This window comes from Halobacillus sp. ABA4_118, from assembly GCF_056160205.1.
Window position 1 is genome coordinate 657,129 of record NZ_JBSWWS010000001.1, and the last position, 16,425, is coordinate 673,553.

Consider the following 16,425-nt stretch of genomic DNA (forward strand, 5'->3'; position numbering starts at 1 on the left):
GAGGCTCCCATTAAGGGAGCCTCTTTCATAAGAATGGGCGGGAGCTCTCATCAGAAGAGAGGGGTCCAAGTCTTCGATACTGAAGAGTCATAATCTATTGATGTACGGCAACAAAAGGAGGAAAAGCCTATTACAGTCACTTTATCCAAGGAACATTTCATCTATGCGATGGACAAGGATCATCCGCCTGCCTTACACGTTTCATCAGGCACAACGATTCAGGTGCATACACACGACTGCTTCGAAGGTCAGATCCAGTCGGAGGATACCGAAATCGATGCGGTGGACTGGAACCGGATCAACCCGGCTACAGGTCCTGTCTACATTGAAGAAGCAGAGCCCGGAGATACATTGAAAGTCACGATTCAGGATATTCAATTAGGAGACAGCGGAGTGATGGTCACTGGTCCTGACCTTGGAGTGATGGGGCACCGGATGGAGACATTCCAGGCAAAAATCATTCCTGTCGAAGACGGAAAAGCTGTTTTCAATAAGCATGTATCTCTTCCGGTTAACCCTATGATCGGGGTGATTGGAGTGGCACCTGAGGGTGATGCCGTGTCCTGTGGCACACCAGGCGCCCACGGAGGAAATATGGATACAAAAGAAGTGACGACAGGATCTTCTCTCTACTTCCCTGTTTTTCATAAAGGGGCCCTTCTTTCTCTGGGGGATCTTCACGCAGCCATGGGAGACGGAGAAATCAGTGTCTCCGGTGTGGAAATTCCGGCCGAAGTTTCGATCCATGTAGCGGTTATCAAAAGCCGGCCACTTCCTTTCCCTTTCCTGAAAAATGAGGATGGACTGAGTATTCTTGTCTCTAAAGACACGCTGGATGAAGCTGTAGACACTGCGGTTGAGCTGATGATTGATTTCCTCCAGCCGCAGACAGACCTTTCTTTATCAGAACTGACGATGCTGATGAGTGCTGCCGGGCAGGTACAGGTCAGTCAGGTCGTGGATCCGCTGAAAACCGCCCGCTTCTTTGTACCACACACGGTGCTTGAAGCCTATTCCATCTCTATTGAATAAAAAAAGAGCTGCTTCCGGAAGTAAACCGGAGCAGCTCTTTTCGTAGAGGAATATTTTTTCATCGTTTCAAAACACTCTTGAAGTGTGTGAAAGTATCAAAGCTTGCTTTGCCGTGATAAGCTCCCATCCCACTGTTTCCTACACCACCAAATGGGAGGTAGTGGGTTGTCATATGGTTGATCGTATCGTTAATCGCACCTCCACCAAAGGAGATGTTCGTGAAGACCTCGTTCTGGACTTCCTCGTCTTCTGTAAACAAATAGAGGGCCAGCGGTTTCGGACGGTCCATGACCGCTTCAACAGCTTCAGATACTTCATCAAATGTGAGCACAGGAAGAATCGGACCGAATATTTCGTCCTGCATCACATCGTCCTCCCAAGTAATTTGATCAAGAAGCGTCGGCTCAATAAATAAGTTCTCCTTATCCGTACGTCCGCCCATGTAAAGTTCGCCGTTATCCAAGAAGTTTTTGAGACGATCGAAGTGCTTTCCGCTAACTACGTGAGGATACGCATCAGCCGGAACCACATCGCCATACGTGTTCGTTTTCGCTTCTTTGATTTTCTGCATCAATGCCTCTTTTACATCGCTGTGGGCTAGAACATAATCAGGAGCCACACAGGTTTGCCCGGCGTTCATGAATTTACCTCCAGCAATACGGGCAGCTGCCTGATCCAGGTCAGCGTCCTTGTGAACAATCGCTGGACTCTTACCTCCCAGCTCAAGGGTCGTTGGTGTTAAAGTCTTCGCGGCAGCTTCGGCTACGATACGACCGACGCCTGTACTACCCGTGAAGAAGATGTAGTCGAAATTTTCTTTAAGCAGGGCCGTACTTGTCTCTACTTCCCCTTCGACTACATGGATGTATTTTTCCTTGAAGTTTTCATTAATCATGCCGGCCAGCAGGCTGGATGTGTTCGGCGTTAACTCAGACGGCTTCAATACAGCCGTGTTTCCTGCTGCAATGGCTCCGACAAGTGGGGCCACAGCCAGCTGTACGGGGTAGTTCCACGGAGAGATCACCAGGGTGGAACCATAAGGCTCAGGCTGGATAAAGCTTTTGGCTTCGCCATGAGCTTCAGGAGTCGGAACTTCCTGCGCGGCCGACCATGTATCCAGATTCTCAAGCATAAAATCAATTTCTGCCAGTACAAGACCGATTTCTGCACGGTTAGTCTCTTCCTCCGGCTTATTCAAATCCGCCTTCACTGCATCGATGATATCCTGTTGGTGAGAGATCATATATTCTTTGATTGTTGTTAAAGCTTCTTTACGAAAAGCCGTTTCCTTCGTCTTTCCACTACGGAAAAAGGATTTCTGCTTCTGTACCAGTTCTTGATAGTTTTCCATCATAAACGTCTCCTTTTGAATGTTGAGCAGTCAAACGACCTTCTTGTACAGGCTGTTATGCCCCGGCTCTTCCCTGTCCAGGAAACGGTGAAACGCCGGGACCGTCTGCGGCCCAATTCCTTGGACTCACCTAACCAGATGAGCGTGCTGTCTAAACTACTCCTCTATAACCGGACAGTCAATTGATTTGTCTGGAAGAGGCCTTTAAAACAAAATCCCCTGACGTGATTTTTGAATCTCGCCAGGGGTCGAAATGCTTTAATTTTTCAGCTCTGTTAAAGTCTGTTGTTGATATTTTAAACGATTACTAAATCGTCTCCGTCTGGAATCAGGGGTCCGGTCCGTTATTACTCAGAGCGTGGGATGGCAGGGAAAACCGTCCGCTTTCCGCGGGGAACGATGAGCCTCCTCGAACTTCGTTCTCCGGGGGCTCACGGTACCCCACGGAAAGGGAGTCATTCCCAAGGCCGCCTCCTACAAATCCCATGACAGAAAAGGGTGATCTGAGCTCACATGTTACATAACAACACCAAGCAATAACAGAGCCAATTTTTAAAGAGCAGACCTCTGCTCACTGACTCCATTCGTCTGTCTAAGGTTGAATAGAAGGATGACCACAAAGGCTGCCAGTCCAATAAAGTCGGTCCATAACCCCGGATAAATCAGCAGCAGAGCGCCTGCTCCGGCAAGAAAACGATAGCCGGTGGAAACCTTCGTCTTCAAGTATCCCTCTGTCATGATGGACAGGAGGAAAACGCCGATGAGTGACGTAACAGTAATCGTCATGATGTTCATGATCGTCGCATCGATCATCAGCATTTCGTGCGAAAATACAAACATGAAGGGCACGATAAATCCGGCAATCGCCAGCTTCATGGCTTGGAAACCGGTTTTGTTCGGATCACCGCCTGCGACTCCGGCTCCGGCAAAGGCCGCCAGAGCGACAGGTGGAGTAATGTTGGCAAAGATACCGAAATAAAATACGAACATATGGGCAACAAACGTCGCCGTTTCCGTCGATCCTGCCAGCTCTCTATAAAGCGGAAGCTGGAGAAGAATAGGCGCAGCCATCGTACTTGTGATGATATACGTCGGAATACTTGGAAGTCCCATACCTAAAATAATCGACGTGACCATCGTAAGCACCAGCGTAATGATCAGTTGGATCAGCGGACTGTTCACCGCACTTCCGATACTTACGATACTGTTGGCAATTTCCAGGGCTACCCCTGTTAAAGAGGCAATCCCTACAACGATTCCTACCGCTCCACAGGCTATTGCAACAGGCACCGTTGTTTTCGCGCCTTCCTCCAAAGCTTTCAAGCAATCAACCACGCCTACTTCATCCCCTTTGATCCGGAGACGCTTCCTCCATAGATTAATAGCAAGTGGAACGGCTACAATAAGCAGCAGCTCCCACCAATCACTCCGCACATTCGGTACGGCGCTTCCGGACAGAACCGCAGACAGCTGCGGCTGGAAGATGAGAAACATAGAGATTCCAAGGATAATAGGAATCATCCGGCTCGTCCCGGCAATGATGACAGTGGCAATGATCGACCAAAACGCTGCATAAAACGGGGTTTTCCCGGAAAACAACAAATAAAGCAGAGTGAGCATCGGAATGATTAAGTGTCCGCGTTCAGCGATGACTTCCTTCACAGACGGCAGTTCACTTTTAGGCAGCCCCTGCAGCCCCCGTTTTGCCGCCCGGAAATGAACCTGAAGTAAAATCCCTACATAGAACAAGAGGGCAGGAATGATTCCTGCAAGAATGATTTTTGTGTAGGGAACGTTCAAATTCTCCGCCATAATAAAAGCAGCAGCCCCCATGATCGGAGGAAGGATCTGTCCACCTACACTGGCCGCGGATTCCACAGCACCGGCAAAGTTCTTTTTATAGCCGATTTTTTTCATCAGAGGAATGGTAAACGTTCCTGTTGTGACGACGTTGGCAATCGCAGATCCATTAATAGATCCTAAAAAACCACTGGCGATGACCGCCACTTTGGCAGGGCCGCCTTTCGTATGACCGGCTACGGCAAGGGCCAGATCATTAAACAACTGCCCCATACCGGACCGGGCTAGAAAAGCGCCGAATAAGATGAACAGGATAATGTAGCTGGCCGATACACCGATGGCTGTTCCGAGCACCCCTTCGGTAATGAAGACGAGCTGGGCAATGATCTGCTTCGCCACACTCGTAACAATGACACCGTTCAGATCTGGATAGACAGACAATTTCACATAAAAGCCATAAACCAAAAAGCCGAGTCCCAGAAGGGTAAGCCCCCACCCCGTCACCCTTCTCGTAATATCAAATAAAAGAAGCAGAATGAGAATCCCTGCGTAGAAATCCATATCATTGATCTGCCCTCCGGATTGGATAATCCGTTCGGCCGTCACAAACATATACAAGCCGGCAAATACCGAGAGACCGGCCGTGATGTAATCATAAACCGGAACTTTACTGCTTCCCCTTTTTCTAACCAGAGGATACAGCAGAAATCCGAGCGTCATTAATGTATACAAGTGGATGCTCCTCTGTTTTACATCCACAAGGGAACCAGCATAGGACGTGTACAAATGAAATAAGGATAATGAAATCGCGAGGACAGAAATCGCAAGCGCCATCGGCTTTACAAAGTCCGTTCTCGTTGTACTTTCCCTGTCATACTTTTCTGCCGTTTCACTGTTCTGTTTGTTCATCATCATTCCTCTCCCTTCCACCCCTGTCCTTTCAAAACAATATACTTCCATACGGGCATACGACGGACAGCAACCTGATAAGCCTTCTTTTCATCCAGCTGGTACGTGATATCCTTTCCATAGAAAAGGCGGTGTTCGGTTGCTTCCCCTGTACGGACGACCAGCTCGCTTCCGACCGGCTGGTGAATGCCTGTCATATACACCCACCCGTCCTGGACATACGTATCTTCCCCTGTATTGTGGGGGACGCCTGCCCCAAAAGTTTTAAAGCGTGTTTCTGTCAGGGTGATCTTCCCATCCTGGACAATAAATACTTCTTCCCAATCTTCTTTTTCAACCGAATGCTCCCAGCGGATGCGTAACGTCTGCTCCGAATCTGTAAGGTGTACAGCTGTGATCTTTCCTTCTTTGTTTAATGTCAGCGCTTCCAAAGAAAAAAAGACTGTAAAAAGAGAAACGGCTGATAAACCGATTAGAAACATATAGAAAATTCTCATCGTAGTAAAGGGCACCGGATCAACGATGCCCCTCTCCTTTACTCTAAAATTCCCTGTTCCTCATAGAATTTCTCCGCACCTGGATGCAGCGGAGCAATCAGGCCTTTCGCAATTTCATCTCTGTCCAGCTGTTTTAACGCTCCAACGGAAACTTCTTCTGTTCCTAAATACTCGTAATACCGTTTAGTCATGTCGTAAACGACGTCTTCACTCAAATCTTTGGACACGATAATCATGTTCTGAATACCAACCGTTTCCACTGCTTCATCAAGATCATACGCCGCTTCATTACCTGCCTCTATCGTATTCGCCTTATAGAACGGATACTTGTCCATCAGCATCTTGGCTGTCTCCCCGCTGATTTCGACAAACTGGATATCTGACTGCTGCATCAAATCGGTAATATTACTGTTCGGTACCCCTGATGTGAAGAAGGCAGCATCCAGGTTTCCATTCTTCATTTCCTGCACGCTGTCGGCATAGCCGGTATGCGTCACTTTGGAAAGATCATCATAGGTAATATCCTCTGCCTCCAGCACTTTCTTCGCACTCTGCTCTACGCCGGAACCGACTTTTCCAACTCCGACTTTCTTGCCTTTCAAATCAGCCACAGACGTAATCCCACTGTCTTTTAAAGCGACAATCTGGACAACATTCTGGTACATTCCTGCCATCGCTTGAACGTCAACCGCATTTCCATCAAACTGTCCCTGCCCTTCTATTGCATCATAACCGACATCACTCATAATGATGGCCATCTGATTCAAACCATCTTTAATATTCTGGATGTTCGCGACAGAAGCCCCAGTTGATTCCACGGTGACATTGTCCACATTTTCACTTTCCTCAAATACGGGTTTGACCGCTCCGCCAATGGGATAATAAGTTCCTGATGTACCACCTGTACCTAATACAATCGATTCTGAACCTGATTCACCGGACCCGGATGCCTCTTCAGAATCTCCGCTGCCTCCGCAGGCCGCTAAAAATGCCGTAAGAATCAGTACAGATATAAGAAAAACACGCTTCATCATAGAATTGCCTCCAATTCGTAATATTCTAAAAATAATGATAACGCTTACAAATCGGATTGAGAACATTACGGACATAATGAACATTTTGGTCTTTTTGTTCATAAAAAAACTCCCCTGCCTATGAGGAGAGAGTCAAGATCTTATCCGATAGCGGTTTACCGGACGGCCTACCGTTCCATATTGAATATCAATGATGACCGAGCCTTCTTTCTGAAGATATTCCAGATACCTTCTTGCCGTGACACGGGCTGCCCCGATCGCTTCAGCCGCTTCCTCTGCCGACAGAGGGTGCGGGGAGGATGTCAATACATGGACCACTTGTTTCAGTGTCTGCTCATTCAATCCTTTAGGAAGCACCTTATTCTCTGCTGGGGCAGCCGATCCAAACAGCTCATCCAGCTGAGTCTGGCTGAGCTCCCCATTTCCAATCACAGCCGTCCGGTACGTTCTGTACTTTTCCAGTGCGTGCTGCAGCCGTTCAAATTTGAATGGCTTGATGATGTAGTCAATCACTCCGTACTGATACATCGTGCGGATGGTTTCTTTCTCTTTGGAAGCCGTAATAGCAATCACATCCGCTTGAACACCGTTCGAACGGAGCTTTTTCAACGTCTCTACTCCGTCCAGTTCGGGCATGTACACATCGATGACAATCAGCTGAGGGGTATGCCGGGAGGCCAGTTCAACTCCCTCTCTTCCATTGGAAGCAATGGCCTGCACCTTGTAAGAAGGCACCCTTTCAATGAACTGCCGGTTGACTTCCTGAACCATTGGGTCATCTTCAATTAATAGAACTTCAAGCGTTTCTAACGGTCTACTCATCCTGTCCCTCCTCGATGATAAGTGGTACATCAATGATGATGGTTGTTCCCTGTCCCTCCGCCGATTTCACCGTTATTTTACCCATGGCCTGATCCACGAGATTTTTAACAAGATACAATCCTATGCCGGACCCTTGATCTCCTTTCGTGGAAAAGCCTTTTTTATACATCTGCCGGCTGACCGAGGGACTCATCCCCATCCCGTTATCTTCAACGATGATGGAGCACGTTTCTTCGTCCTGTATAACTGATACCTGGATCGTTTTTTCATCCTGTTGGATCCCTTCAAAGGAGTGAAAGGCATTTTCAATCAGATTTCCCAATATAAGCACCAGATCATGATGGTCCCAGAGCGGCGGAAATACCATCAATCCGCTTTCTTCCTCTACCGAAACATCAACCCCTAATTCCCTGCCTCTGGAAATTTTACTCAGAAGGAGGCCGGCGATGCTGTAATCCTGGAAGGTGGCCAGAAGGGAACGTGACAGCTTCTCCTGTTTTTCTGAGGTGTCAAATACATACTGCAGGGCTGCATCGTTCTGTTCCAGCTGAATCATACCGGCGATGGTATGAAGCTTATTGCGATGTTCGTGGTTTTGTACCCGCAGGGCATCCACAAAAGCTTTCACACCTGTCAGTTCTTCAGCGAGCCGGGTCACTTCGGTCCGATCCTGAAAGATCAAAACGGCTCCTTCATATCGATCCTCCACTTGGATCGGAATACATGTAACAAGAAGAAGCTTCATCCCAGCCCGGATCTCACGATTCAACACAGGCTCTCCACCAGCAAGGACATCTCCGAGTTTCAGACCAGGGACGATAGTATGTACAGAATGCCCTGCGGGTGAGTCCGTAACATCCAGCAGGGATCCTGCCCTTTGGTTGATTAATGTCACTTTCCCAGCTGCATTTACAGTCACGATTCCTTCATTCATGGCTTCGAAAGCTGCGGTCCGTTCTTCATAAAGCTGAACAATTTCGTGAGGCTCCAAAGCAAACATCTGCTCCTTTAATTGACGCGCAAGCAGCCAGGATCCGGCCATCCCGAATAGAGAGGTGAGAAGAAGAACAATTCCGATATCGCTTTTCATCTCCCAGAGGATTTCCCCCATAGAGGGAAGAATTTCACCGACCACTACAACACCGATCTGCTCATGATTCTCATCCATTACAGGGACAAACCCGCGCACGGCTGTCCCGGATTCCCCTTTGGCTTTGGAGGTGTAGCTGTGTTCAGCAAAGGCCGGCCCTTCATCCCTCCCGGAAGACAGCGTGCCCAGATTTTCCTCGACAGGGTGGGAGTAGCGGATCCGGTTCATGTTCAAAACAACGATGTAATTCGACTGGTAGACGGTACGCATCTGTTCGACCAGGGGTTGAATGTTCTCCCATCCCCTCGGTTTTTTGAGATGGCTCTGGATTTCAGGAAGGCTTGCGATGGTCTGTCCGGTCAGGAGCGCCCGTTCTCCCAGTTCTTCTTCTTTTGTTTCGACCGTATGACCGACAATGAGAATTCCACCGATCAATAATGAGAAAAGGACCATACCAAACGATAGAATGGTAATCTTCCAGCGTATCGGCATGCGTTTCAATGACATGAATCTGCTCCTTTCCCCTTTTGTCCTTCCAGTGTATCATCTTCCAGACAGATTATGGTACACTTGTGTAAACGATTTCAGAGGAGTGCTGTCATTGAGAACGTTCGCACTCATTTCACTCTTTATTTTCAGCGGAGTGCTGGCGGCTTTCGTTTTCGGTTTTGACCTCAGAGATACTGTACAAACGCTGGAATATGATGATGAACAAGAAGGCCTGGAAGATCAGGTCGTCATCAAATTCAGCCATGTCGCGTCTGAACACACCCCTAAGGGTTTGGCCGCGCGTAAGTTTGCGGAGCTCGTGGAAGCACGGACAAATGGCACCGTGTCAGTAGAAATCTATGCCAATGGGGCGTTGTATAACGATCAGGATGAACAGCAGGCTCTTAAAGAAAACCGGGTACAGATGATTGCTCCCGCTACATCTAAACTCACTTCAGAGTATCCCGTTTTTCAAATTCTGGACCTTCCTTATGCTTTCTCTTCCTATGAAGAAGTTAGAAAAGCTTATGAAGGTACAATCGGGCGGACGCTGCTTGGTGAATTGAACAAATCAGAAATGAGAGGGATGGGATTCTGGTATAACGGCTTCAAACAGATGACGAGTACCAGCGAGCCTCTCTTTCACCCGAGCGACTTTAAACGGATGCATTTCCGCAGAATGCCGAGTCCGGTGATCGAAAGGCAGTTTCAAGCCCTGGACGCCAGTACCAGCCTGCTGCCCTTTAATAAAACCTACGAAAACCTGGATGTGGAATTTATCAATGGTCAGGAAAATACCACGTCCAACATTTATACGAAAAAGCTCTACGAGACACAGGATCACTTAACCATCAGCAGCCATGGCTATCTCGGCTATATCGTCCTTACAAATGAAACCTTCTGGAAGAACCTCTCCGAGGAACAACGAGAAAGCATTGATACGTCCATGGAGGAGGCTACGGATTGGATCCGCCGTCATTCTATTGAAACGAACGATGCCCACCTCAGAGAATTAAAGCGCACGGACTCGATCAGCATCCATTATTTAAACCAGGAGCAGCAGGACGTATGGCGGCAGGCGCTCGAACCCGTCTACATAGAAACAGAAACATTCGTGGGCAGAGAATTGATGCAGGAACTTGATCAAATCACCGACCAGTGAAGGAGGCATACCAATGAAAACAATTTTCGTAGCCGGCCACGCCAAACTCCCAGCAGGGATGGCCGCCAATCATATCTCGGAATCTTTAACACTGACGCTTGAAGTGGACAGAAAGTATGGCGTCATCGTCGATGCTTCCTGTACACTTGCTACAGAACACGGACGAAGTTTCGTCAAAGCGTTACTGAAAGGCTACAGTTTACAGGACGGTGTGGAAGAGCCTGCAGCTGAATTAAAAACAGGATATCTGGGTAAAGCAGGGAATGCTTTGGAAGCCTCCCTTAAAGACGCACATAAGCAGTACCTTCTCCATCAATAATGGTTTACTATGTAAAACCCCGTACAATGATTCAATCATTGTACGGGGTTTTTTTATTGGAGCGTGCACGACCTCCGCTTTCCTTAGAGATGCGTCCACAGGGTAATCCTTTCAAGAAATGGATAACCACCTTACACGATGATTCTTTAATCAGCTGATCGACACATGTTCCCGTCCCAGACCGGGCAGTTTTTCAGCAATTTCCTTCCCGATTTCCAATGAAGCAGTGGCTGCCGGGGAAGGGGCGTTGCATACGTGAACCGTCCGTTTCCCTGGAATAATATAAAAATCGTCCACGAGCTTTCCATTTTTCAACATCGCCTGTGCGCGTACACCGGCATCCGTCGGTACAATATCATCCGCATTGATTTCGGGAACGAGACGCTGCAGGCTCTTCACAAAGCTTTCCTTATGGAAGGATCGGACCATCTCTTTCATCCCCTCCTTCATATTGGCTCCTGCAAGCTTCCAAAAACCAGGGAACGTTAAAACCTCTTTCATGTCCTTCCAGTCCATATCCACTTTGCGATAACCTTCCCGTTTGAGACTCAGCACCGCATTCGGTCCGGCATGAACGCCTCCATCCATCATTTTCGTTAAATGAACCCCTAGGAAAGGGAAATCCGGGTTGGGAATCGGATAGATTAAGCCTTTAACGAGGTGGCGTTTTTCCGGCACCAATTCGAAATATTCCCCGCGGAACGGAACAATCTTCACATCCGTATGAATGCCGCTCATCCCTGTCATCCGATCACTGAATAACCCCGCACAGTTGACCATATACCGGGAATGAATGGTACGTCCGGGTGTCTCGATGATAACCGCATCCTTTTTTTCTACAATATCCTGGACAGGAGAACCGAGAAAAACATCAGCTCCTCCTTTTTTCAATTGTTCCATAAGCTTCCTGCTGACCTCTTTATAATCGACAATGCCTGTCGTCGGCACCTTCAATCCAGACAGCCCATTCACATGAGGCTCTATATCATGAAGCTCCTCCTGCGAGAGTCTTGTCACATGCAGCCCATTCTGCCCCACCCTTTCATATAGAGCTTCCATCCGCGGCAGTTCCTCGGGCTCTGTGGCCACAAGCACTTTCCCACAGACATCGTGGGGAATCTCATGCTCCTCGCAGAACCTCACCATGGAATTTCTGCCTTGAACGGCCATTCTAGCTTTGAGACTGCCGGGTTTATAATAGACACCCGAATGGATCACACCGCTGTTCCGGCCAGTTTGATGAGCCGCAATTTCCGCCTCTTTTTCAACAATCGCGATAGAAGCATGCGGTTCTTTGTTTTGTAATGCGTACGCTGTCGAGAGACCGACAATACCAGCCCCGATAATCACATAATCATACATATAGAAGCCCCCTGCCTTTTACTTGGAAAATCGTCCCCGCTGACGGAGCAGCTCTCTGTGGAGATCGGTATTCTTCTCAAAAGCTCCGCGTCCATGCAGCCAGAAGCGGTTGTTCAGCATCACCAGATCTCCTGTCGGAAGTTCAAGCTCCACTAAGTTTTCCGAGTTCTCCATTGAATGGGATAGATCCTTTAAATACTGGGCCTGTGTGATCGTTTCTGGATAGACAAATTGGTCAATAAAGCAGATGCACGGCTCGTTGTTCCACGTATAAAAGGTCTCCCTCTGCACGTCCTCACTTACATTTTTACTTGCAGGTGCCTTGTACGTAAACGGATAATCCGCCAGCGCATGACTTCTGTAGTAATCCAGGTCCTCCCACTCATCCAAATGAAGAAGGCGTGAATTTCCACCGGTGGCATTCTCCTCTTCCATCTTCATCATCAGCAGCCAGTCCGTCGGCTCATCGACATACGTCCCGTCCGTATGAAGGGTGAATCTCCGGTAAGCCTGTCGGAGGTAGGAATCACTGTCATCCGTATGCTGGACAGAGAAACGGGCGTAATATTTTTTCGACATCGCATCAAAATTCGGAATACCTGCCAGGTGAGAAAACGCAGTAGAAAATTTCACATAATCCTGAGCATCCATCGTCGTTCCCTGGACACCTGTGGTAAAACCGCCGGATCGTCTATCATTCAGAATAGACGTCACATGCTTTTGGAAATCTTCGTCCAACACGTTCACTAACGCTTGAGCCGTCAACAGCCGCTGGTAAGGAATATACTCCAGCTGCTCATCACTGATATCCTTCACGTCTTCCAAGAACTTGTGAACCGCTTTTGTATCCAGTTCAATCGTATACAAACGTTCATGCTTTTCATGAGGTTGAATCTTATATCCATTCCCTGAAAACACCGGTAATTGTTCTTTTCTAACGTCTACAGCACACATAAACATTCTCCTTTTTTTGATAGAATTGATCTTCCATCCAGGCCTGGATACGAAAAAAGCCAGTCTTCCCCATAGGAGGAAAACTGGCTTTGAACTGCGGATGATCTCCGGGTCATGGAGACGGAGCAGTTTTAACAGTTTGATATCGCTACAACGTTCATGGCAGACCGATTGGAAAAGGGGTTACCTTTTTTGAGGTCTGCTTTCTATTTCTAAGGTTATATCTTTTACAATTTTCTGTCAACATGTAAATATCATAAACAAACGACTCCATCTACACCGATCTTTCTATAGAGGTGTTATGTGACCAAATATATAACTATAGGAATTGTAAGGATGCTGACAAGGGTTGTGAAAAGAGTTGAACTTGTAACCGTTTGTGGCTCGGTCTGGAATTGAATGGCGTACATCGTTGTATTGGCAGCAGTTGGAGTAGCAGCCATAATGATCATGATCTGTTTCATTAAAGGATCAACAGGCATTCCCCATACGAGGACAGCTGCAATAGCTGGAGCTGCGATAAGCTTGATAATTAAAGCTGTTGATACTTTTCGATATTCCAAGCCTGTTACTTTTATATTGGCCAGCTGCATTCCCAAAGTCAGCATGATTAAAGGGATGGCCGCACCTGCAATTAAATCCACACCACCCTCCAGTCCACCGATGCTGAGGTCAAAGGCTTGAAAGAGATATCCGATCAACGCCCCATAAACCATTGGCATACGGCGGACGGAACGGAGTGCGGCTTTTACACCACTTCCACCCTCTCCCCCTTTAGCTGCATAATAAACTCCTAAAGTACTCATAAGCAGCTGTTGCAGAACCATGAGGACAATAGCTGTATCCATCCCTGTAGTTCCGAATAAAAATAAAACCAACGGCGTTCCATAGTTTCCATTGTTCGTAAATGCACAGGATAGCACCAACCCACATCTTTCTTTTTCCGAGTATCCTCTGACTTTTGATAAAATGGTTACAATAGCAATGATCGTTACACAAAGCCCGAGCATATAAATGGAAATATAAACATAGGAGAATGTAATGGTTTCTTCATAAAAAGTCTGGAACACGAGAAAAGGGACTAGGATATAAAGCGCTAATTTGGAGAAGGCTGACGTATCAAACTGCAGAATCTTCTGAGCTGCAAAACCAATGCCGAAAACGAGGAAAATGGGCAGCAGAATTGTAATAAATTCCATCATCTTTCTCCTATAATTAAAATTAAGAAAGGGAGTCACCATGACTCCCTTTCCTTTTACAAGTTAAATACGACGATTTTTTCTTCTGTCATTTCTTCAATAGCGTAGCGTGGACCTTCTTTTCCAGTCCCGCTTTTTTTGACTCCGCCATAGGGCATATGATCAACCCGGTACCCTGACGTGTCATTGATGATCAGTCCGCCTACATGAATACGATCAGCTGCATACATCGCAAAAGCTAAATTATTTGTGAACAGGCCTGCTTGAAGACCATATTCAGAATCATTAACAAGAGAGATAACTTCATCTTCGTTTGTATAAGGCTGAACCGCCACAACAGGACCAAATACCTCCTGTCTGCAAACCTTCATATCAGCATGAACATGAGAGAGAACAGTTGGGTGATAAAAAACGCCCTCACGCTTTCCGCCGGTTTCAACAACAGCTCCTTCTGCAACCGCTTCGTTCACCCAGTTTTCAACACGAATGGCTTCTTCTTCTGCAATCATCGGCCCCATTTGGGTGGCGGAATCCAACGGGTCTCCTAATTTGATCCGGGAAGTTGCTTCTTTCACTTTCTCCATAAACACCTCATAGACATCCCTATGCACATAGACACGTTGAACAGAGATACACACCTGACCGGCATTGTTAAAACTTTTCTGTGCCACAAGTTGAGCCGCTTGATTGACATCGGCATCGTTATGCACGATAGTAGCCGAGTTATTGCCAAGCTCAAGAGCCGTATCTCTAAGTCCGGCTTCCCTGCGGATCTGTTCCCCCACCTGTGGACTGCCTGTAAACGTAAACAGGTTTACGTCCTGATTAGCGGTAAGCAATGGCCCCACTTCACGTCCTTCACCAGTGAGAACATTTAGTCTTCCTTTTGGCAGCCCGGCTTCCTCAAAGAGTTTAGTAAGTAATAATGCAGATAATGGCGTTTCTTCTGCGGGTTTCAAAACGACACTGTTCCCAGCTGCAATAGCAGGGCCAACTTTATGGCAGACAAGGTTTAAAGGAACATTAAAGGGCGTAATGGCTGCCACAACACCGACAGGATATCTTCTTGTAAAGGCTTTGCGATTCTCTGATCCCGGAGCAGCTTCAACGGGAATTTCCTCGCCATGAATCCGCTTTGCTTCTTCGGCAGAATTTTCTAAAGTCAGGGCTGAACGGCCGACTTCTCCTCTTGCTTCATTGATTGGCTTCCCTACTTCTTTAGCTATGATTTCTGCAAATTCCTCTGTATGCTCTCTCAGTAACTGAGCAACCTTTAACAACACTTCATAGCGGTCGTATAGAGAGAAAGGAACACCTTGAGCCTGTTTCGCTGCAGCGACAGCCTTGTTCACATCAGCTTCTGTACTGACTGCCGTTTCCCCTACCTTTGCTTGGTTGTATTTGTTCCATACATTCAATGTTTGTTCTGTCCCACGCCACTCTCCATCAATAAATAATCCGAACGAATAACTTGTAGCGATGCTATTCATCACAACAACCTCCTTATATGTTATAACGTTACGACCTTTTCTTTTATGGAAAATTCATTGGCTTTACCCGCACTACCGAATACATCGATCTTTTCTTTCACTTTTTCTTTCATATGCTCACGACCAGCACCAAGCGAATCAGCCAGTACAATATCCTCAGGATGATCTTGCAAGTACCTTTTCACGCCCCTAGTAAAGGCTTGACGCAGCTCAGTGTCCACATTTATTTTAGCGATCCCCATCGTAATGGCTCTCTGGACTTGTTCATCAGGTACATCTGAACCTCCGTGAAGAACAATCGGACGTTTGACGGCCTGGGATATTTCTTTCAACCGTTCAAACCGTAGATTCGGCGTTTGTTTATAAATCCCATGAGCTGTCCCAATCGATACCGCTAAATAATCAACATCCGTTTCATTTACAAAATTCAGAGCTTCTTCTGTCGTTGTGATCAACGCATCCTTTTCATCTACCGTAATGTCATCCTCAGTTCCGCCAATTTTCCCAATTTCCCCTTCGCTGCCTATACCCAGCGCCCGTGATGTTTCAACGACCTGCTTCGTGATCCTCGTATTTTCCTGGAATGTTAACCCGGATCCATCAAACATGACAGATTGAAATCCTGCTTGAACAGCTTCCATTGTCTGTTCATACTGCCGGCTGTGATCGAGGTGGATGCAGACCGGCACAGAAACATTCCTGGCAAACGCATCTACCATTTCTTTCATAGGTTTTAGTCCTAATGTTTGGATCACTTTCTGTCCAATTTGAATCATCACCGGGGACTGCTTTTCTTCAGCTGCATCTAATATGGCTAGAATTGTTTCCGCGTTATGAGCACTGAAGGCACCGATTCCGTATTGGTTCTCATAGGCATGGGTCAATAAAGTTTTTCCATCTACAAATGGCACAGAA

14 protein-coding genes are annotated in these 16,425 nt (G+C 47.1%); 3 read left to right on the top strand and 11 right to left on the bottom strand.

Features of this window, described 5'->3' with window-relative positions; translation table 11 throughout:
• Positions 1-168: 168 nt before the first annotated feature.
• On the top strand, positions 169-1,032 hold the full coding sequence (locus tag ACXAGL_RS03410) for an acetamidase/formamidase family protein (RefSeq protein WP_474989824.1): 864 nt from the start codon (positions 169-171) through the stop codon (positions 1,030-1,032).
• 58 nt (positions 1,033-1,090) lie between these two features.
• On the opposite strand, the gene ACXAGL_RS03415 is transcribed toward ACXAGL_RS03410, so the two are convergent.
• From ACXAGL_RS03415 to ACXAGL_RS03440, 6 genes are all read right to left on the bottom strand, one after another.
• Positions 1,091-2,383 carry an aldehyde dehydrogenase gene (locus ACXAGL_RS03415; RefSeq protein ID WP_474989826.1) on the bottom strand — a complete coding sequence of 431 codons (1,293 nt, stop codon included), beginning with the start codon at positions 2,381-2,383 and terminating at the stop codon, positions 1,091-1,093.
• 552 nt (positions 2,384-2,935) lie between these two features.
• A complete protein-coding gene (locus tag ACXAGL_RS03420; RefSeq protein WP_474989828.1) occupies positions 2,936-5,095 on the bottom strand; it encodes a TRAP transporter permease in 2,160 nt (719 codons plus the stop codon).
• Positions 5,095-5,574, bottom strand: a complete 480-nt coding sequence (locus ACXAGL_RS03425) for a DUF1850 domain-containing protein (RefSeq protein WP_474989830.1) — start codon at positions 5,572-5,574, stop codon at positions 5,095-5,097. Before ACXAGL_RS03425 ends, ACXAGL_RS03420 begins: the two co-directional genes overlap by 1 nt.
• Positions 5,575-5,627: 53 nt before the next feature.
• On the bottom strand, positions 5,628-6,623 hold the full coding sequence (locus ACXAGL_RS03430) for a TAXI family TRAP transporter solute-binding subunit (RefSeq protein ID WP_474989832.1): 996 nt from the start codon (positions 6,621-6,623) through the stop codon (positions 5,628-5,630).
• Positions 6,624-6,755: 132 nt separating this feature from the next.
• Complete coding sequence (locus ACXAGL_RS03435; protein ID WP_474989834.1) at positions 6,756-7,445, bottom strand: response regulator; 690 nt, start codon at positions 7,443-7,445, stop codon at positions 6,756-6,758.
• On the bottom strand, positions 7,438-9,042 hold the full coding sequence (locus tag ACXAGL_RS03440; protein WP_474989836.1) for an ATP-binding protein: 1,605 nt from the start codon (positions 9,040-9,042) through the stop codon (positions 7,438-7,440). Before ACXAGL_RS03440 ends, ACXAGL_RS03435 begins: the two co-directional genes overlap by 8 nt.
• A gap of 94 nt (positions 9,043-9,136) precedes the next feature.
• Between ACXAGL_RS03440 and ACXAGL_RS03445 the strand changes: the two genes are divergently transcribed.
• Positions 9,137-10,186 carry a DctP family TRAP transporter solute-binding subunit gene (locus ACXAGL_RS03445; RefSeq protein ID WP_474989838.1) on the top strand — a complete coding sequence of 350 codons (1,050 nt, stop codon included), beginning with the start codon at positions 9,137-9,139 and terminating at the stop codon, positions 10,184-10,186.
• 13 nt (positions 10,187-10,199) lie between these two features.
• Entirely contained in the window at positions 10,200-10,505 is a 306-nt protein-coding gene (locus ACXAGL_RS03450; RefSeq protein WP_027954985.1) for a DUF3870 domain-containing protein, read from the top strand.
• Positions 10,506-10,655: 150 nt separating this feature from the next.
• Here the strand turns inward: ACXAGL_RS03450 and lhgO are convergent, their stop codons facing one another.
• The 5 genes from lhgO to ACXAGL_RS03475 form a co-directional block, all read right to left on the bottom strand.
• Positions 10,656-11,867 (bottom strand): L-2-hydroxyglutarate oxidase, encoded by a 1,212-nt coding sequence (lhgO, locus tag ACXAGL_RS03455; RefSeq protein ID WP_474989840.1) that lies wholly within the window; start codon positions 11,865-11,867, stop codon positions 10,656-10,658.
• A gap of 18 nt (positions 11,868-11,885) precedes the next feature.
• Entirely contained in the window at positions 11,886-12,821 is a 936-nt protein-coding gene (gene glaH, locus ACXAGL_RS03460) for a glutarate dioxygenase GlaH (protein ID WP_474989842.1), read from the bottom strand.
• Between the two features lie 299 nt (positions 12,822-13,120).
• Positions 13,121-14,020 (bottom strand): AEC family transporter, encoded by a 900-nt coding sequence (locus ACXAGL_RS03465; RefSeq protein ID WP_474969511.1) that lies wholly within the window; start codon positions 14,018-14,020, stop codon positions 13,121-13,123.
• A gap of 56 nt (positions 14,021-14,076) precedes the next feature.
• Positions 14,077-15,510: an aldehyde dehydrogenase family protein gene (locus ACXAGL_RS03470; RefSeq protein WP_474989844.1), complete on the bottom strand. Its 1,434-nt coding sequence runs from the start codon at positions 15,508-15,510 to the stop codon at positions 14,077-14,079.
• A gap of 20 nt (positions 15,511-15,530) precedes the next feature.
• Positions 15,531-16,421, bottom strand: a complete 891-nt coding sequence (locus ACXAGL_RS03475; RefSeq protein WP_474989846.1) for a class II fructose-bisphosphate aldolase — start codon at positions 16,419-16,421, stop codon at positions 15,531-15,533.
• Positions 16,422-16,425: the final 4 nt, after the last annotated feature.